General features: G+C 65.7%; 15 protein-coding genes, 1 tRNA gene and 2 pseudogenes. 5 read left to right on the forward strand and 13 right to left on the reverse strand.

What is annotated here, in order from left to right; all coding sequences use genetic code 11:
- The first annotated feature begins 24 nt into the window (after positions 1–24).
- A complete protein-coding gene (gene epsC, locus TV39_RS12685; RefSeq protein ID WP_011692289.1) occupies positions 25–609 on the forward strand; it encodes a serine O-acetyltransferase EpsC in 585 nt (194 codons plus the stop codon).
- Here epsC and TV39_RS12690 read toward each other — a convergent pair.
- Together TV39_RS12690 and gndA are read right to left on the reverse strand one after the other, a co-directional pair.
- Entirely contained in the window at positions 606–1,439 is an 834-nt protein-coding gene (locus TV39_RS12690) for an oxidoreductase (protein WP_043482153.1), read from the reverse strand. The two genes, epsC and TV39_RS12690, sit on opposite strands and share 4 nt — an antisense overlap.
- 120 nt (positions 1,440–1,559) lie before the next feature.
- Positions 1,560–2,996: an NADP-dependent phosphogluconate dehydrogenase gene (gene gndA / locus TV39_RS12695; RefSeq protein ID WP_043482156.1), complete on the reverse strand. Its 1,437-nt coding sequence runs from the start codon at positions 2,994–2,996 to the stop codon at positions 1,560–1,562.
- 268 nt (positions 2,997–3,264) lie between these two features.
- On the opposite strand from gndA, the gene TV39_RS12700 reads away from it, so the two are divergent.
- Positions 3,265–3,993 carry a FadR/GntR family transcriptional regulator gene (locus TV39_RS12700; protein ID WP_043482158.1) on the forward strand — a complete coding sequence of 243 codons (729 nt, stop codon included), beginning with the start codon at positions 3,265–3,267 and terminating at the stop codon, positions 3,991–3,993.
- Here TV39_RS12700 and TV39_RS12705 read toward each other — a convergent pair.
- From TV39_RS12705 to TV39_RS12715, 3 genes and pseudogenes are all read right to left on the reverse strand, one after another.
- Positions 3,971–5,034 (reverse strand): annotated as a pseudogene (locus TV39_RS12705) (L-idonate 5-dehydrogenase). The gene TV39_RS12700 and the pseudogene TV39_RS12705 overlap by 23 nt on opposite strands.
- Complete coding sequence (locus TV39_RS12710) at positions 5,034–5,804, reverse strand: SDR family oxidoreductase (RefSeq protein WP_043482160.1); 771 nt, start codon at positions 5,802–5,804, stop codon at positions 5,034–5,036. The pseudogene TV39_RS12705 and the gene TV39_RS12710 overlap by 1 nt, the downstream one beginning before the upstream one ends.
- 28 nt (positions 5,805–5,832) lie before the next feature.
- The gene (locus TV39_RS12715) at positions 5,833–6,762 is read right to left on the reverse strand and encodes an NAD(P)-dependent oxidoreductase (protein ID WP_235347378.1); all 930 of its coding nucleotides are present in this window, start codon (positions 6,760–6,762) and stop codon (positions 5,833–5,835) included.
- A gap of 110 nt (positions 6,763–6,872) precedes the next feature.
- Here TV39_RS12715 and TV39_RS12720 point away from each other — a divergent pair, with 110 nt between their 5' ends.
- On the forward strand, positions 6,873–7,937 hold the full coding sequence (locus TV39_RS12720; protein WP_043482162.1) for a D-2-hydroxyacid dehydrogenase: 1,065 nt from the start codon (positions 6,873–6,875) through the stop codon (positions 7,935–7,937).
- Positions 7,938–8,052: 115 nt separating this feature from the next.
- Here TV39_RS12720 and TV39_RS12725 read toward each other — a convergent pair whose 3' ends face one another.
- Positions 8,053–8,994 (reverse strand): DMT family transporter, encoded by a 942-nt coding sequence (locus TV39_RS12725; RefSeq protein ID WP_043482165.1) that lies wholly within the window; start codon positions 8,992–8,994, stop codon positions 8,053–8,055.
- Here TV39_RS12725 and TV39_RS12730 point away from each other — a divergent pair.
- Positions 8,993–10,399 (forward strand): aminotransferase-like domain-containing protein, encoded by a 1,407-nt coding sequence (locus TV39_RS12730; RefSeq protein ID WP_043482167.1) that lies wholly within the window; start codon positions 8,993–8,995, stop codon positions 10,397–10,399. The genes TV39_RS12725 and TV39_RS12730 overlap by 2 nt on opposite strands.
- A gap of 101 nt (positions 10,400–10,500) precedes the next feature.
- Here TV39_RS12730 and TV39_RS12735 read toward each other — a convergent pair whose 3' ends face one another.
- The 7 genes from TV39_RS12735 to TV39_RS12765 form a co-directional block, all read right to left on the reverse strand.
- Entirely contained in the window at positions 10,501–11,850 is a 1,350-nt protein-coding gene (locus TV39_RS12735) for an MFS transporter (protein WP_144406404.1), read from the reverse strand.
- A 168-nt stretch (positions 11,851–12,018) separates the two neighbouring features.
- On the reverse strand, positions 12,019–12,816 hold the full coding sequence (locus TV39_RS12740; RefSeq protein ID WP_043482172.1) for an IclR family transcriptional regulator: 798 nt from the start codon (positions 12,814–12,816) through the stop codon (positions 12,019–12,021).
- A gap of 326 nt (positions 12,817–13,142) precedes the next feature.
- Complete coding sequence (locus tag TV39_RS12745) at positions 13,143–13,433, reverse strand: hypothetical protein (RefSeq protein WP_043482295.1); 291 nt, start codon at positions 13,431–13,433, stop codon at positions 13,143–13,145.
- 100 nt (positions 13,434–13,533) lie between these two features.
- Positions 13,534–13,609, reverse strand: a tRNA-Val gene (locus tag TV39_RS12750).
- A gap of 110 nt (positions 13,610–13,719) precedes the next feature.
- The gene (locus TV39_RS12755) at positions 13,720–14,640 is read right to left on the reverse strand and encodes an NAD-dependent protein deacetylase (protein ID WP_043482175.1); all 921 of its coding nucleotides are present in this window, start codon (positions 14,638–14,640) and stop codon (positions 13,720–13,722) included.
- Positions 14,641–14,644: 4 nt separating this feature from the next.
- The gene (locus TV39_RS12760) at positions 14,645–15,157 is read right to left on the reverse strand and encodes a peroxiredoxin (protein WP_442853495.1); all 513 of its coding nucleotides are present in this window, start codon (positions 15,155–15,157) and stop codon (positions 14,645–14,647) included.
- Complete coding sequence (locus TV39_RS12765) at positions 15,154–15,573, reverse strand: DUF3052 domain-containing protein (protein ID WP_043482300.1); 420 nt, start codon at positions 15,571–15,573, stop codon at positions 15,154–15,156. Before TV39_RS12765 ends, TV39_RS12760 begins: the two co-directional genes overlap by 4 nt.
- A gap of 396 nt (positions 15,574–15,969) precedes the next feature.
- On the opposite strand from TV39_RS12765, the pseudogene TV39_RS12770 reads away from it, so the two are divergent.
- Positions 15,970–16,994: pseudogene (locus TV39_RS12770) on the forward strand (pyruvate dehydrogenase (acetyl-transferring), homodimeric type); the annotation flags it as partial.

Here is a 16,994-nt window from a genome sequence, read left to right on the forward strand (position 1 = left end):
ACCGCTTCCTGTAGAAAGGTCTTTGTGAGCTTTTTCGCAAGACTTAAAGAAGACCTCGACGCCGCCCGGTCGCACGACCCGGCGGCTCGAGGTTCTTTTGAGAACTTTTTTGCCTACTCCGGCCTCCACGCCATCTGGGCGCACCGCCTCACGCACAAGCTGTGGCAGAACCCCTCGCTCCGATTCCCGGCGCGCCTGATTTCGCAGCTGGCACGCTTCCTGACCGGGATCGAGATCCATCCGGGCGCCACGATCGGCAAGCGCTTTTTCATCGACCACGGCATGGGTGTGGTCATTGGCGAGACGGCGGAAATCGGCGAGGACGTGATGATCTACCACGGCGTGACGCTTGGCGGCCGCTCACTGGCAAAGGTCAAGCGGCATCCCACCATCGGGGACCGCGTGACAATCGGCGCGGGTGCCAAGATCCTGGGCCCCATCACCATCGGACGCGACAGTGCCGTGGGCGCCAACGCCGTGGTGGTCAAGGACGCGCCGCCGGAGTCCATCATCACCGGCGTTCCGGCAACCTGGCGCCACCGGGATGCCCAGCGTGAGACCAAGCCCGCCGTAGATCCGGCCGAGTACTACATCGAATACCGGATCTAGGCGGCAAACCGCTTATAGATTGTCCAGAGCACCAGGTCGAACACGGTGTCCGGCAGGATCCTTCGCAGGGCCAGGATGGCGCGTGCGCCCTTGCCCACCGGATACCGTGTTTTTGGCCGGGCGGCGGTCGCGGCGTGGACAATGGCATCGGCAATGACTTCCGGATGTGTTGACATGCCCGAGCCTTCAGTGGAGGCCAGCGCCGCAGCGACGACTTTCGCCTGGTCTCCGTAGGGGCCGTGCCCGGATGTCTGCAGCAGGCTCTCCCCCGAGATGCCGCCCCACTCCGTCTGTGTTCCCGCCGGTTCGATGATTGACACCTTGATGCCGTGGGGCTTGAGTTCCAGGCGCAGGGAGTCGCTCAATCCCTCCACGGCGAACTTCGTGGCGTGGTACCAGGCGCCCAAAGGCTCGTACATTTTGCCGCCGATGGAGGAAACGTTGATGATCCTCCCCTGCGCCGCGGCCCGCATGGCGGGCAGCACCAGCTGGGTCATGCGCGCCAGGCCAAAGACGTTTACGTCGAACTGGCGCCGGCCCTCTGCCAGTTCCACTTCTTCCAGCGATCCGTAGGAGCCGTAGCCGGCGTTGTTCACGAGGACGTCGATCCTGCCGTGCGCCTCCAGGATTCCGCCCACCGCAGCTGCCATGGACGCTTCATCCGTGACGTCCAGTTCCAGCACCTGCACCCCGAATGCTTTCAGCGGCTCCATTTTGCCGACCCGCCGGGCACCCGCATACACAGTGAACCCGTGCTCACTGAGCTTCCTGGCGGCTTCGAACCCGATGCCGGTGGACGCACCGGTGACAAAGGCGACTGGCTGGGACATGTGCTGCGCTCCTTAAGGACAACGGCCGGCCAAACGACAACGGCCGGCGCCTCCCAGACTATCCGGGAAGCGCCGGCCGTTGATGTCACCGTTGGTGTGGGAACCGGTGTGGCGTCGAAGCTAGTGGGTGTCCACTGCCTCGATTTCGGACTTGTCCTCGCCCCACAGGGTGTGGAAGGTGCCTTCGGCGTCGACACGGCCGTAGGTGTGCGCGCCGAAGAGGTCACGCTGGCCCTGGATCACGGCCGCCGGCAGGCGCTTGCGGCGCAGGCCGTCGTAGTAGGCCAGTGAAGATGAGAACACCGGTACCGGGATACCCAGCTGCACTGCGGTTGCAACAACCCGGCGCCAAGCCGGCAGGACGTCGGCGATCGCCTTGGTGAAAGCCGGTGCGAACAGCAGGTTGGCCGGCTTTTCGTCCGCGGCGTAGGCCTTGGTGATTTCCTTCAGCAGTTCCGCACGGATGATGCAGCCGCCGCGCCAGAGCGAGGCGATCTCGTCCAGCTTCAGGTCCCAGCCGTATTCCTTCGCGGCCGAGGTCAGCATGTCCAGGCCCTGGGCATAGGACACCAGCTTGGAGGCGTACAGCGCCTGGCGGACGTCCTCAACGAACGTTTCCGGGACCTCGACGGCGATTTCCTCGCCGGCGAGCAGTTCCTGGGCCAGCTTGCGCTGTTCGGCCTGGGACGACAGTGCGCGTGCGAAGACGGATTCGGCAATGCCCGACGTCGGGGATCCCAGCTCGAGAGCGGAGATGACCGTCCAGCGGCCGGTACCCTTCTGGCCTGCGGCGTCCACCACGACGTCGACGAACGGCTTGCCCGTGCGGGTGTCCACGTGGCCGAGGACCTCGGCGGAGATTTCGATCAGGAAGGAGGCGAGTTCGCCCTTGTTCCACTCGGCGAAGATCTTGGACTGCTCGGCCGGCTCGATGCCTGCGCCGGAGCGGAGGAGGTCGAAGGCTTCGCCGATGACCTGCATGTCGGCGTATTCGATGCCGTTGTGGACCATCTTCACGAAGTGGCCGGCGCCGTCGGTGCCGATCCAGGCGCAGCAGGGCTTGCCGTCCACGTGGGCCGCGATCTTTTCCAGCAGCGGTCCGAGCGCGTCGTAGGACTCCTTGGAGCCGCCGGGCATGATGGACGGGCCGTTCAGGGCGCCTTCCTCACCGCCGGACACGCCGATGCCCACAAAGTGCAGGTCCTTCTTCGCCAGGGCGGCTTCGCGCCGGCGGGTGTCCTCGTAGTGCGAGTTGCCAGCGTCGATGATGATGTCGCCTGCCTCCAGCAGGGGCTCAAGCTGCTCGATCACGGAGTCGACCGGCTTGCCGGCCTTGACCATGATGAGCACGCGGCGGGGCTTTTCCAGGGAATCCACAAGCTCCTGGAGGGTTTCGGTACGAACGAAGTCGCCGTCGTGTCCGTGCTTTTCCAGCAGCGCGTCAGTCTTCTCAACAGACCTGTTGTGCAGGGCAACGGTGAAGCCGTTCCGGGCCAGGTTGCGGGCGAGGTTGGCCCCCATCACCGCAAGGCCGGTGACACCGATGTGTGCTGACATCAAAACTCCAATTCATTTCTGTGCAACGTGTGCATTCTGTTCCGCACTTCCTGCGGAACACGCTTTAAGAACCAGTGGCTGTCAATAAACCATATGTATTTCCGCGGACAACGGGAAAGTTGCGCCCACGTTTTGGAAGGTGGCGCGTCACAAAACAGTCTATGATGCTGCCGGCGTTCAACCGGGCGGGGCGGGACGGTTCATGCTCATCACCGGTGGGACGGCGCATGCGCAGGACGGCAGCGCCGGCCCGATTATGCTTACGACTATGTCAACCAGCCTCCATCACCGCGCCATCGAACACCTGGGCACCCGCATCGTGAGCGGCGCGCTGCCTACGGGCCACGTGATGCTGGCTGAGCAGCTCGAGGACGAACTGAAGGTCTCGCGCTCCGTGGTGCGCGAAGCGGTGCGTGTGCTGCAGTCCCTCGGCCTGGTGGAAACCATCAAGCGCGTGGGAATCCGGGTGCTGCCGGCGAGCCGCTGGAACCCCTTCGATCCCCTGGTGATCCGCTGGCGCCTGGCCGGCGAGGGCCGGGGCGCCCAGCTCAGGTCCCTCGCGGAGCTGCGCTCCGCCGTCGAACCCGTCGCCGCCGAACTGGCCGCCAGAAACGCCCCGGAGGAGATCCGCAGGGAACTGCTGGATGTGTCGCTGGCAATGCGCGACGCCGGCCAGGCCGGCAACGTTGCGGAATTCCTGCAGCTGGACATCCAGTTCCATTCGCTCCTCCTCACCGGTTCCGGCAACGAAATGTTTGCCAACCTCGTAGGGCAGGTGGCCGAAACCCTGACCGGCCGGACAGTCCACGGACTCATGCCGGACCATCCGCGTGAGACGGCACTGCAGTGGCATGTGGATGTTGCTGAGGCCATCGCCGCAGGGGATGCTGCCGCGGCCCGCGAGGCTTCCAGCCGGATCATGCGAGAGACGATCTCCGAGATGGAAGCCGGCTGGCGGGACCAGCCCCGCGTTTTCATTCCGCGGCAGCAGGGCTGAAGTCCAAGAGCACTTTCCCTGATTCTGCCGAGTTCCTGGCCACCTCGAAAGCCTCGAGCCCGCGGTGGAGCGGGAAGGCGTGGGTGACCACGGGATCCACAAACAAGGTGCCGTCCGCCAGCGCCGCAATGACCTCGTCGATTTCTCCGTTGAAGCGGAACGAGCCCAGGAGTTCCAGCTCGCGGGTGATGGCCAGCGAGATCAGGACGGGCTGGGGGCCGGTGGGCAGCAGGCCCACCATCGCCACCTTGCCGCCGCGGACGGCGCCCCTGATGGCGGAGGCAAGGCCGTGATGGCTCCCCGATGACTCGATGACGACGTCCGCCTCCACCGCGGCGATGGCGTCGGCTTCGTCCCCCTTGAGGACGTCGTCGGCGCCGACCGCCCGGGCAATCTCCAGGGGTTTGGGGTGCATGTCGACGGCGACGATCCGCCGGGCGCCGGCCCGTTTGAGGACCGCGACGGCAAGCGCGCCGATGGGGCCGCTGCCGATCACCAGGCTGTCTTTCCGCTGACGTCCCCCGCGCGGGCCACGGCATGCCACGCCACGCTGGCCGGTTCCGCAAGCGCGGCGGTCCGCAGGCTGAGGCCCGCCGGCAGCGGACGGAGCATCCGGGCGGGCAGGGTGGCGTACCGGCTGAACGCGCCGTCGGTGTGCGGGTAGCGGGCGGCGCTGCCCAGGTAGGTGCATCCCGGGGACAGGTTGGGCCGGTCCGCGGGATAGCGTGCGGCACCGGGAGCGGGTGTGGCCGGATGGACTGCGACCGGGGTTCCCGCCGCAGGTCCGGTGCCGTCCGCGGCCGCGTGCAGGACCGTTCCCACAATTTCGTGCCCCAGCACCATGGGCGCGCGGAGGATTGATTCACCTGCGGCACCGTGGAGCCAGTAGTGGAGGTCCGAGCCGCAGATGCCTCCGAAGGCCACCTCCACCACTGATTCATCAGAAGCGGGCGTGGGGACAGGCACGTCTTCGACCCGCAGGTCGCCGGCCGCGTGGGCCACAACCGCAGCCGACGTGGCGGGGAGCTGGAAACCGGGCATCAGACCACCACCGTCATTCCGCCGTCGATGAAGATGGTCTGGCCGTTGACGAAGTTGGAACCGTCCGACGCCAGCCAGACCGCCGGGCCGGCCAGGTCCTGCACCGTTCCCCAGCGGTGGGCCGGGGTGCGGCCCAGGATCCAGGCGTTGAATTCTGCGTCATCCACCAGGTTCTGGGTCATTTCAGTGTGGATGTAACCCGGTGCGATGCCGTTGATCTGCAGGCCTGAGGCCGCCCATTCCGCCGTCATGGCGCGTGTGAGGTTCCGCAGCCCGCCCTTCGCGGCGATGTACGGGGCGATGGTGGGCCGGGCCAGGTCGGTCTGCACCGAGCAGATGTTGATGATCTTGCCGTGCCCGCGCGGGATCATATGCCGGGCCGCTTCGCGCCCCACCAGGAAGGCGCTGGTCAGGTCCGTGGAGATGACCCGTTCCCAGTCCTTCGCATCCAGCTCCAGCATGGGCACCCGGTGCTGGATGCCCGCGTTGTTCACCAGGATCTCGAGCGGCCCCACATTGTCTTCCACCCAGGCGACGCCGCGCGCGGCCTCGGTGTCCTTGGTGACGTCGAACGCGCAGCTGTGCACCCGGCCCGGCGGGTAGTCGGCGGCCATGGCCGCTTCGGCCGCTTTCAGCCGTTCCTGGTTGATGCCGTTCAGCACCACCGTGGCGCCGGCATCGGCAAGGGCCCGGGCCAGCGCGTTGCCGATCCCCCGGCTCGAACCGGTGACCAGGGCAACACGCCCCGTCAGGTCAAAAAGTGCACTCATCGTTTTGCTTTCCCTCACGTGGTCTTGGCTATTGGTTATGGCTGCTGGTGGCGACTGCATCGGCGCTGAGATTCGCGATGGCCTGCCGAACGGCGGCGAGGTCCAGGTCCCCGAGTCCCTGGCGCTTCAGTTCGGCGTACAGTTCGACGGCGGCCGTTGCCATGGGTACGGCGGATTCCACGGCTGCGGCACTTTCCAGCACGAAGGAAAGGTCCTTGTGCATGAATTTTGCCGGTCCGGTGGGTTCGTAGTCCTTGGCGGCGAGGCGGGGCCCGACGATGTCGAGGACCCTGCTGCCGGCCAGGCCGCCGGAGAGCACCTCATATAACGCCGCAACATCCATGCCCGAGCGTTCGGCGAGCTCGGCGGCTTCGGCGAGCGCCGCCGTCGTGGTTCCCACGATGAGCTGGTTGCAGGCCTTCGCCAGCGATCCGGAACCCAGGGGCCCCAGCCGCCGGACGGTGCGGCCCATGGCGCTAAACAGGGGAAGCAGCCGTTGGAAGTCCTGTTCCTCCGCGCCCGCCATGATGGCGAGGGTTCCCTCCTCGGCACCTTTGGTGCCGCCGCTGACGGGTGCATCCACCACGGCGGCGTTGCCCCGGCTCGCGGCGGTTACCTTCGCCCCGAAGTCGCGCACGGCCGCCGGTGACACGCTGCTCATAACCACGACGGCGGTACCCGGCGCGGGCGGCTCTTCGGCCCAGCCGGCAAGAAGCCCTGCCGCTGCGTCGTCGATGTAGGAGAGGTCCGGGAGCATAAAAATGATGACCGGTTCGTCACGCAGCGAGGCGACATCCGCGGCGCGGATACCTCCGCGGGCGGCGAACTCGTCCAAGGCCGCCGCTGAGCGGTTCCAGCCGGTGACGTTCCAGCCGGCCTTCAACAGGTTGGCTGCCATGTGGCCGCCCATCAGGCCCAGCCCGACGAAACCGGCTCTCTTCGTACTCAACTTTTCCATCAAGTCATGGTCTGTCTGCACACCCATCGGCAGCGGCACCTCACATCGTCGTGGTTGATCGTCGTGGTTAGCGGGAAGAAATCTGTTCAATATCCTAGCCTCCATTCAGTATGATGAACACCATGACGACTAAAACCACCGTCGCAATCGCCGTCCCGCTCGAAGCTGAGCTGGTGGAGCGCATCCGCGCCGTAGATCCTTCCGTGACCGTCCTCTATGAGCCGGACCTCCTCCCGCCTGAGCGCTTCCCCGCAGACCACGCCGGGGACCCGGACTACCAGCGCACCCCGGAACAGGAGGAACGGTACTGGGACATGCTGAACAAGGCCGATGTCCTGTACGGCTTCCCCAACGAGAGCCCGGCGGGACTGGCCCGCATTGCCGGAAGCAATCCCCGGCTCCAATGGATCCATGCAATGGCCGCAGGTGCCGGCGGAGCCGTGAAGGCATCAGGGCTGGACCAGGAAACCCTGCAGAAATTCAAAGTCACCACCTCGGCCGGCGTGCACGCCCTGCCGCTGGCCGAGTTCGCGGCGCTGGGCATCCTCAACGGCTTCAAGCGCAGCGCCGAGCTTGCCGCGGACCAGGCAGCCAAGGTCTGGCCCGAGCTGCGCACGCCGACGCGCCTGCTGAACGGTTCCACCCTGGTAGTGACCGGCCTCGGCGAGATCGGGCTGGAGACAGCCCGCATCGCCCGGGCACTGGGCATGAAGGTCAGCGGAACCAAGCGGAACGTGGAGCCGCTCGAGGGCATCGAAGAGGTTGCGGACAACGACGGCCTGGCCGGCCTGCTCAAGGCGGCTGACGCCGTCGTCAACACCCTGCCCGGGACGCCGTACACGGAAAAGCTGTTCAACCGTGGGGTGTTCGCCGCCATGAAGCCGGGAACGGTTTTCGTCAACGTGGGCCGCGGCACCGTGGTGGACGAAGACGCGCTCCTGGAAGCGCTCGACAACGGCCAGGTAAGCTACGCCTGCCTCGACGTGTTCGCCGTTGAGCCCCTGCCGCAGGACAGCCAGCTCTGGAACCATCCGAGGGTCATGGTGTCCCCGCACACCTCGGCGCTGAGCTCAGCGGAGAACCGGCTGATCGCCGAACGCTTTAGCAGCAACCTGCGCACGTTCCTCGACGGCGGGGAACTCCCCCACCTCGTGGACACCGTGCACTTCTACTAAGCCACCGCATGGAACGTGGTGCCGGCACCAGCGGCACGCGGGAACTGAGGGGCGGTTCCTCCGGCAACGGAGGGCCGCCCTTGTTGGGCTGCCCTAACATTGTGGACTGCGGCTGTCAGGGACCCCGTCTCGCCGGCGCAGGATTGAGGCGGACCCGGACAGCTGCGCCGGCGCAGAGGATGACGGCCACGCCGCCGATGATGGTGGTCCAGGTCAGGTCCTCGCCCAGCAGGAGGGCGGCCCAGCAGATGCTCAGCACCGGCTGGACGAGCTGGATCTGGCTAACCTGGGCCATGGGCCCGATGGCAAGGCCGTGGTACCAGGCGAAGAAGCCCAGGAACATGCTCACCACGCCGAGGTAGGCGAACGCCGCCCACTGGACCGCGGTGGCCGACGGCGACTGCTGGGCCACGGACAGCATCGTCAGGAACACCATCAGCGGCGACGCCAGCACCAGCGCCCAGGAGACGGTCTGCCAGGGGCCGAGTTCGCGGGCCAGCAGGCCCCCTTCCGCATAGCCGATGGCAGCGGACACCACGGCACCGAGGAGCAGCAGGTCCGCCCAGTGCAGCATCCCGAAGCCTCCCGACTGCATGGACGCGAAGGCGATGGCCGCCAGCGCGCCCGCGCCGGTGATCAGCCAGAACACCGGCCGTGGACGCTCACGCCCGCGGAGGACTGCCGCTGTCGCGGTCGCAGCCGGGAGCAGTGCGATCACCACCGCGCCGTGGCTCGCCGGGGTGGTGGCGAGCGCGAAGGACGTCAGCAGCGGGAACCCGGCGACGACGCCGCCGGCCACCACCGCGAGGCGTGCCCACTGAGCGCCTTGAGGAAGCCGCTGACGGGTGAGCGCGAGGGCGAGGGTGGCGAGTACGGCCGCCACCACCGCACGGCCGGAGCCGATGAACAACGGCGACATGCCTGCGACGGCTGCCTTGGTGAACGGCACAGTGAAGGAGAAGGCCGCTACTCCGAGGAGTCCCCACCAGAGTCCGGTGGGGCGGGAGGACGATACCACTGGCCGGATTCCTATAGTAGCGCTACTGTTATGTTTCATGACCAACGATAGCAGTTCCCGGATTACCGCGCGCCTGCGGGACGTGATCAGCCTAGCCGCCCCGGGCTCGAAGCTGCCGTCCACACGATCCCTGGTGACGGAATTCCAAGCCAGCCCCGTCACGGTACAGAAAGCCCTGCAGACCCTCACGGCGCAGGGCCTGATCGAGAGCCGGCCCGGCGTCGGCACCTTCGTGCGGGCCGTCCGGAGCGCCCGCCCGTCGGACTACGGCTGGCAGACGGCGGCCCTGCGGTCACCGCTGGCGCCGCTTCCCGCGCCCTCCACCACCATGCGCGACGTGCCCAACAACACCATCGCCTTTCACTCCGGCTACCCGGACCGGGAGCTCCTGCCCGAGCGGCTGGTGCGTGCAGCCCTCACCCGCGCAGCCCGGGGAGACGCCGCGCTGTCGCGTCCCCCCGCAGCGGGACTGCCGGAACTGCAATCGTGGTTTGCCCATGAGCTTGGCGCCACGACACCGGCCGGAACCACACCGCCGAACCCGAGCGACGTCGTCGTTCTTCCGGGCAGCCAGAGCGGACTCAGCTCCATCTTCAGGGCACTCGCCGGCCGCGGCCAGCCGCTGCTGATGGAATCCCCTACGTACTGGGGCGCGATCCTGGCGGCGGCACAGGCCGGAGTCCGCGTTGTTCCGATACCCAGCGGTCCGGACGGCCCGGACCCGGCGGAACTGGCCCGGGCGTTCGACGAAAGCGGTGCGCGCCTCTTTTATGCACAACCCAACTACGCGAACCCCACCGGTGCGCAGTGGGCCCCGGGCCGGGGTGAAGAGGTCCTTGAGGTGGTGCGCGGAAAGGGTGCGTTCCTGGTCGAGGATGACTGGGCGCACGACTTCGGCATCACTTCCAGTCCGGTGCCCGTTGCATCCCGCGACGACACCGGCCACGTGGTGTATCTCCGCTCACTGACCAAGAGCGTGTCGCCTGCCATCCGCATCGCCGCCGTCATCGCGCGCGGCCCGGCACGCGAGCGAATCCTGGCGGACCGGGCGGCAGAGTCGATGTATGTGAGCGGGCTGCTCCAGGCCGCAGCGCTCGACGTCGTGACGCAGCCCGGCTGGCAGACGCACTTGCGCGGCCTGCGCCACCAGCTCCAGTCCCGGCGCGACCTGCTGGTCACCAGCATCCGCGAGCACGCCCCGCAGGCGCACATCGAGCAGGTTCCCAAGGGTGGACTGAACCTGTGGGCGCGCCTCCCGGACCGCACAGACCTCGAGCGGCTGGCCCGCGACTGCGCGGACGCCGGAGTGATCATTGCCGGCGGGCGGGAGTGGTTCCCGGCCGAACCTGCCGGCACATTCATCCGCCTGAACTACTCCGGGCCAAACCCGGGAGCCTTCGCGCAGGGTGCGCGGATCATCGGCCAGGCGCTGGACGCCAGCTAGTCCCGGCTACAGCCCGTCGACACCAAAGGCCGTGGCCCCCTCCTTGCGGAGGGAGCCACGGCCTTTGGCGCGGAGTGCGGTTCCGGCGCAACGGTGCTGCGCTAGCTTGCGTCCTCGGTGAGGACAAGGTCGCGGCCCACGGTCTCCGGCGTGAAGAACGTGGTGCCGAACGATATCAGGGCGAGCACCAGCGAGTAGATGGCGAGTACCAACCAGGAGTGATCCGTTGCGGCAAGGAGTGACGCGCCTACCAGGGGCACCAGGCCACCGGCCAAAACGGCGGAGAGTTCGCGGCTCATGGCCACTCCGGTGAAGCGGTACTGGGAACCGAACAGTTCAGGAAGGAGCGGGCACTGCGGGCCGAGCATGGACTGGACGCCGATGGCAATGCCCACCACCATGACCACCCAGACAAGCGTCACATTGCCGAGCGTCACGAGGTAGAACGCCGGAAGGGCGATGACGGCCTGGAACAGGGCGCCGTAGCGGTATACCGGCACCCGGCCGTAACGGTCCGAGAGTGCGCCGAAGGTCACCACCATGACGGCAGCAAAGCCGGCTGCAATGAGCAAACCCACGGGCCCGATGAACTTGTCGCCGGGGAACACGCCGTCCTTGGCCGCCAGGAAGGCGATCAGGAGTGCGGAGTAGATCGAGGAGTTGCCGTTCTCGCCCATGCGCAGGCCGATGCCGATCAGGACGTTCTTCTTCGAGTGCTTCCACAACTGTCCGACGGGGTTCTTGACCACGTTCTTGTGCTTTTCCAGCTCCTGGAACACCGGCGTTTCCTTGAGCCGCAGCCGGATGAAGATGGCTACCGCGATCAGGATGATGCTGGCCAGGAACGGCACGCGCCACAGCCAGCCCTCAAGGACAGCCTTGTCAGCCATGGCGATCAGTGCAAAGGTGCCGGCGCCGAGGAGGGTGCCCAGCTGGATACCGACGAACGGGAGCGACGCAAAGAATCCACGACGGCGGCGCGGCGCCACTTCCGAAATCAACGTGGTGGCCCCGGCCTGTTCCGCACCGGCGCCGAGCCCCTGCAGGATCCGCAGTGTCACGAGGAGGACTGCGCCCAGCATGCCCGCCTGTTCGAACGTCGGCAGCAGGCCGATGGCGAAACTTGCCGTTCCCATCAGGCCGATCGTGAGGATCAGGACCATCTTGCGGCCGAACCTGTCACCGATAACGCCAAAGATGACTCCGCCAAACGGGCGGGCGGCGAACCCGACGCCGTAGGTGGCGAATGACGCGATCAGGGCGCCGTCTTCACCGAGCGGCTTGAAGAAGAGCGGCCCAAAAATCAAGGCCGAAGCCAGGCCATAGATGTAGAAATCGTAGTACTCCAGAGCGGAGCCCACGGAGCTGGCAAGAGTCGCCCTCCGCAGTTGTTCCGGTTCGACGACGGCGCCGTCCGCATCGGCAAGCGGTGATTCAGTACGAGTTGTCACTAGCACTCCCTTAAGAACACTCCAGACCCCCGTTGGTCTGGTGGGATAGTGGCGGCACCGGTGGTGTCGATCACTATAGTGAACAGAGTACAGCACCCTGAACGATTGGCCAATGATGAAATCCGATTTAATTTTTTGGCGTTAATGACCGGCCGCGGGAGCCTTCGCCTAGCCCATGGGGTTGCCCAGGGACCGGGCCAGTTCCTTGAGCTCCTTGACCATCAGGGCGCCCTGCTCCTCGGTGTAGGTGGCCTTCAGGGCCGTGACAGACAACCCCAGGCTCGGCCCGTGGGCTCCCCGGGTCGGGACCGAGACCGCGAGGCAGACAACCCCGGTGGTGGACTCCTCGTCCTCGAAGGCGTACCCCTGTTCCCGGATGACCGGAAGCTGCTTCTTGAATTCTGCACCCGTCCGCAGCGATTTCGGCGTGAGCACCGGAAGTTCCGCGTCATCGGGGAACATCTCGTCGATGTCATGGTCGTGCAGCCGTGCGATGAGCGCCTTGCCCACGGCGCAGAGCGACACCGGCATCTTGTCACCGATATTCGAAGTCAGCCTGACCGCAGGGTGTCCTTCATAACGGGCCAGGTAGATGACGTTGGTCCCGTCCAGCATCGCGATGCGGACAGTTTCGCCGGAAAGGGTGGGGGCCTGTTCGCAGAAGCGGTAGAACTCCTGGACCTCGTCCAGCCGGCTGAGGTACGCGGCGCCGAGTTCCACGAGTTTGCGCCCGAGGGTAAAGTCGGCCCCCTGGCGGTTGATCAGGCGCGCCTCTTCGAGGGCCAGCAAGAGGTTGGATGTTGACGACTTGGGGATGCCGAGTTCCCTCGAAAGGTCGCTCAGGGTAAGCCTGCCCGTTGCGGAGGCGGCCAAGGCCTCCAGCACGGCGGCGGCTCGCGTCACGGCCGGTGCGGGGGAAGCACTCCCCAGTCCGTCGGAGGTGCGGGGAGCCCGGGAATCGGCCATGATTCTCCTTCAGTTAAAACGCGTCCGTTAACGCGCCGTTCATTCAAACCTGTTCATTCAGCTGAACAGTAACCATCATAATGTCTAGGCGCCGCTTTGTTCTCCCGCGCCCGGCTGCACCCACGGCTGATGCCCGAGGTGCAGGACCTAAGCCTCTGGCAGTACGGACCGCTTTCCGTGGGCGGCGCGGTGCCGACACGGCCCAAAACTGTTTCACATTTCGAAAAATTCACTGTATATTCAATTCAAGCCTTCCACCGCGGCATCCCCCAATAGCCGCGGTGGAAGGCTTTTCCAATTCCCCGGCAGCATCCCCGGGGACAGCGTCACGCCGCGTCGGCTATCGCCTCCCTCAACCGCCAGCCTCCACCGAGTCCGTCGCGGATCAGTTCCATGGTGGTCAGCGCTGAATTCCCGTTCCTGCCCAGCCTCGCCTGGACCCGCCACACCTCGACGTCCACTCTTCCCAGGCCCTTCGGCATCCTGCGCTCGGCCTCCCACCAGCTGACGCGCTCAAACCAGCGGACCGGCTCCGCGCCGATCGTCCATTCCCGGCCGCCGCGGAGAACCGACAGCGGCCTGCCATCCGGGGCCATCCTCATCATGACGTGTTCCATGCCCGTAACCCTAGGGACGGGGTCCGACATTTGATCCTTGGCGCCAACCACAAAAAACCCCGCCATGCGGCCGTAGTGGCCGTCAGTGACGGGGTTTTGCTGGTGGGTCCTACCGGGATCGAACCGATGACATCCACGGTGTAAACGTGGCGCTCTACCAGCTGAGCTAAAGACCCAAACGATGATTTCCGCGCCTCAGCGCTTCAACCAACGAACAGCAACTGTACCGGATGAAAGCCGCGGAAAGCCAATCGGCCGGCCCCTCAACGGGCGAGTGAGGCGCATGTCACAGATCGGGAAGCTCGGCCGCCAGCCAGGTGAGGGATTCGCTGACCCCGGCTTCCAGCTTGATGGTGGCAAGGTCGTCGCCGCGCGTCGCTCCCCGATTGATGATGACCACCGGCTTCTGCTGCTTTGCGGCATGCCGGACGAAGCGAAGGCCGCTCATGACCGTCAGTGAGGATCCGGCAACAACAAGGGCACCGGCTTCATCGACCATGGCGTAGGAGCGTTCCACCCGGTCCTTAGGGACGTTTTCGCCGAAGTAGACGAAGTCGGGCTTGAGGGTTCCTCCGCAGGCCGGGCAGTGCGCCACGACGAAACTGCGGATGAGGGCCGAGTCCTCCACCGTGGCGTCGGCGTCTGGCGCCATCTCCACCACGCCGTCCGCCAGGGCCTGTTCCAGGAATCCCGGGTTCAGTTCCTCCAGCACCCCTGCCAGCAGGGTCCGGCTGTAGCGCCGCGCGCAGGAAAGGCAGGCCACCCGGTCGAACCGGCCATGGAGGTCCACCACGTTGACACTGCCGGCGTCCTCGTGGAGCCGGTCAACGTTCTGGGTGATGAGGCCGGTCAACAGACCGCGCCGCTCAAGCCGGGCCGCCGCGGCGTGGCCGTCATTCGGGTCTGCCCGCCGGAGATGCGACCAGCCGATATGGTTGCGCGCCCAGTACCTCTGTCGGTTGCCGGCGTGGCCGATGAACTCCTGATATGTCATGGGTGCCCTGGGGGCAGCACCGGGCCCCCGGTAATCCGGTATGCCGGAGTCTGTACTGAGCCCGGCTCCGGTGAGCAGAGCGAAGCGCGTTCCTGCGATGGCGTCCCTGATGCCCCGGAGGGCCCCAAGCTCGTCAGGCGCAGGAGTGGCGGCACCCACCGGCGGCAAACTGGCGTATCCAGTCATGCCGAGTCCGGGGTGCCGCTGCCTCATGGAGTCAGTTCCCGCCAAGCTCCGACAGTGCGGCGCGGTAACCGGCCAGGTCGCGGGCCTGGCCACGCGGATTCACCACGACGTACCGGACGATGCCGTCCGCATCGATGATGAATGTTCCCCTTTGGGCCATGCCGCTATTGGGGTCGAAGACGCCGTATTGCGAGGCAACTCCGCCGTGGGGCCAGAAGTCGGCCAATAGATCAAATCCGTAGCCTTCCTTTTCACCGTAGGCCCGCAGGGTGAACTTACTGTCCACGGAGAGGGCCAGGACGGTGGCGTTCGCGTCCTCGAACAGCGAAAGATTGTCCCGGATTTCACACAGTTCGCCCGTGCAGATTCCCGAAAAGGCGAAGGGATAGAAAACGACGACGACGTTGCGTCCCCGCAGATCCGACAGACGGACAGGTTCGCCGTATTGATTGACCAGTTCAAAATCCGGGGCCAGCTCTCCGACCTCCGGAACGGCGGCGGTCGCACCGGCCTTTTCTGCCGCTTGCAGTTGCTGGACCGTCACTTGTTCTTCCTGGTGACCAGGCGCGTGGCGCTCCAGTCCTTGGAAACGCCTGCAGATGTGGTCAGGTGGAGCCCTGCCGTGGGTGCGGCTTCCTGGATCTCCGCCGGCGACACGTAGCCGTGCCGCCCCGATTTCGGAGTGAGTACCCAGACCACACCGTTCTCACTCAAAGTGGTTAGGGAATCCATGAGGGTGTCGATCAGGTCCCCGTCGCCGTCCCGCCACCAGAAAATGACGGCATCCACAACGTCATGGTCGTCTTCATCCAGGAGTTCGGACCCGGTCAGGTCCTCAATATCGTCACGTAAGTCGAAGTCGACGTCGTCGTCGTAACCGAACTCCTGAATCAGATCCCCGTTTTTGAAACCCAATTTTTCCGCCACATTTACCGAAGTGGCGGCGTCGGCCTCGCTCACGTGTTCCTCCAATGCTTAGTCATCTGCATAAATCTAGTGATTTCCATTACTACAAGCCAACACCCTTTGTGCCTGCTCTTCAAGCTGTTGCCCCCGCGATCCCACTTATTCTGCGTCACATCAGGGCCTGAGGACGGACCGCGCAGGCGGCTTTCCGTCACACAACCAGTATGACGTCAAATACGACAGGCACGTCAGGCGGCGGCTACGCATCGGATAGCTCTCACAGCTAGAGTGGCTGATGACGACTATGCCGGCGGGGCGATCGCCCCGGATTTAAGCGGTCATAGACGTGATAGGACCCTGCCCGGCGCACATGACCGGGCTGATGTAACCGATACGTCGCACACGTCGCGTTCACGCCAGGCAGTTACCCTGCCGGACCTGAGGGCGCCGATGCATGCGCGCAAAGAGAGGTTGGACGTGGCTGCAGGAGAAGATACCTCCCATATCCTCAGCGGGTTGACTAACCAGCTGCCTGATCGTGATCCGGAAGAGACCGCCGAATGGATTGAGTCCCTGGATACGCTGATCAGGGAACAGGGCACCGAGCGTGCCCAGTACATCATGCGCAGTCTCCTGCAGCGTGCCGGCGCCCAGAGCGTCGGGGTCCCGATGGTCACCACCACGGACTATGTGAACACCATCCCGGTGGACCAGGAAGCGGAGTTCCCCGGCAACGAGGAATACGAACGCCGCTACCGGGCCTACATGCGCTGGAACGCCGCGGTGATGGTGCACCGCTCCCAGCGCCCGAACATCGGGGTGGGCGGGCACATCTCCACCTACGCCGGTGCCGCGACCCTGTACGAGGTCGGGTTCAACCACTTCTTCCGCGGCAAGGACCACCCCGGCGGCGGGGACCAGGTCTTCTTCCAGGGCCATGCCTCCCCCGGCATGTACGCGAGGGCGTTCATGGAAGGACGGCTGACCGAGGAGGACCTGGACGGGTTCCGGCAGGAAAAATCCAAGGCCGGCCACGCCCTGTCCTCCTACCCGCACCCGCGGCTGATGCCGAACTTCTGGGAATTCCCCACCGTGTCCATGGGCATCGGGCCGATGAACGCGATCTACCAGGCCCAGTCCAACCGCTACCTGCACAACCGCGGCCTGAAAGACACCTCCGACCAGCAGGTCTGGGCGTTCCTGGGCGACGGGGAAATGGACGAGCCCGAGTCCCGCGGCCTGCTCCAGCTCGCCGCGAACGAGAACCTGGACAACCTGAACTTCGTGATCAACTGCAACCTCCAGCGCCTGGACGGGCCGGTGCGCGGCAACGGCAAGATCATGCAGGAACTCGAAGCGTTCTTCCGCGGCGCGGGCTGGAACGTCATCAAGGTCGTCTGGGGCCGGGAATGGGATGCCCGTCCTGGCCAAGGACGCCGACGGGTCGCTGGTGAAGATCATGAACGAAACCCCGG

The organism is Arthrobacter sp. SPG23 (genome assembly GCF_000876655.1).
In the GTDB taxonomy this organism is placed as follows: domain Bacteria; phylum Actinomycetota; class Actinomycetes; order Actinomycetales; family Micrococcaceae; genus Arthrobacter.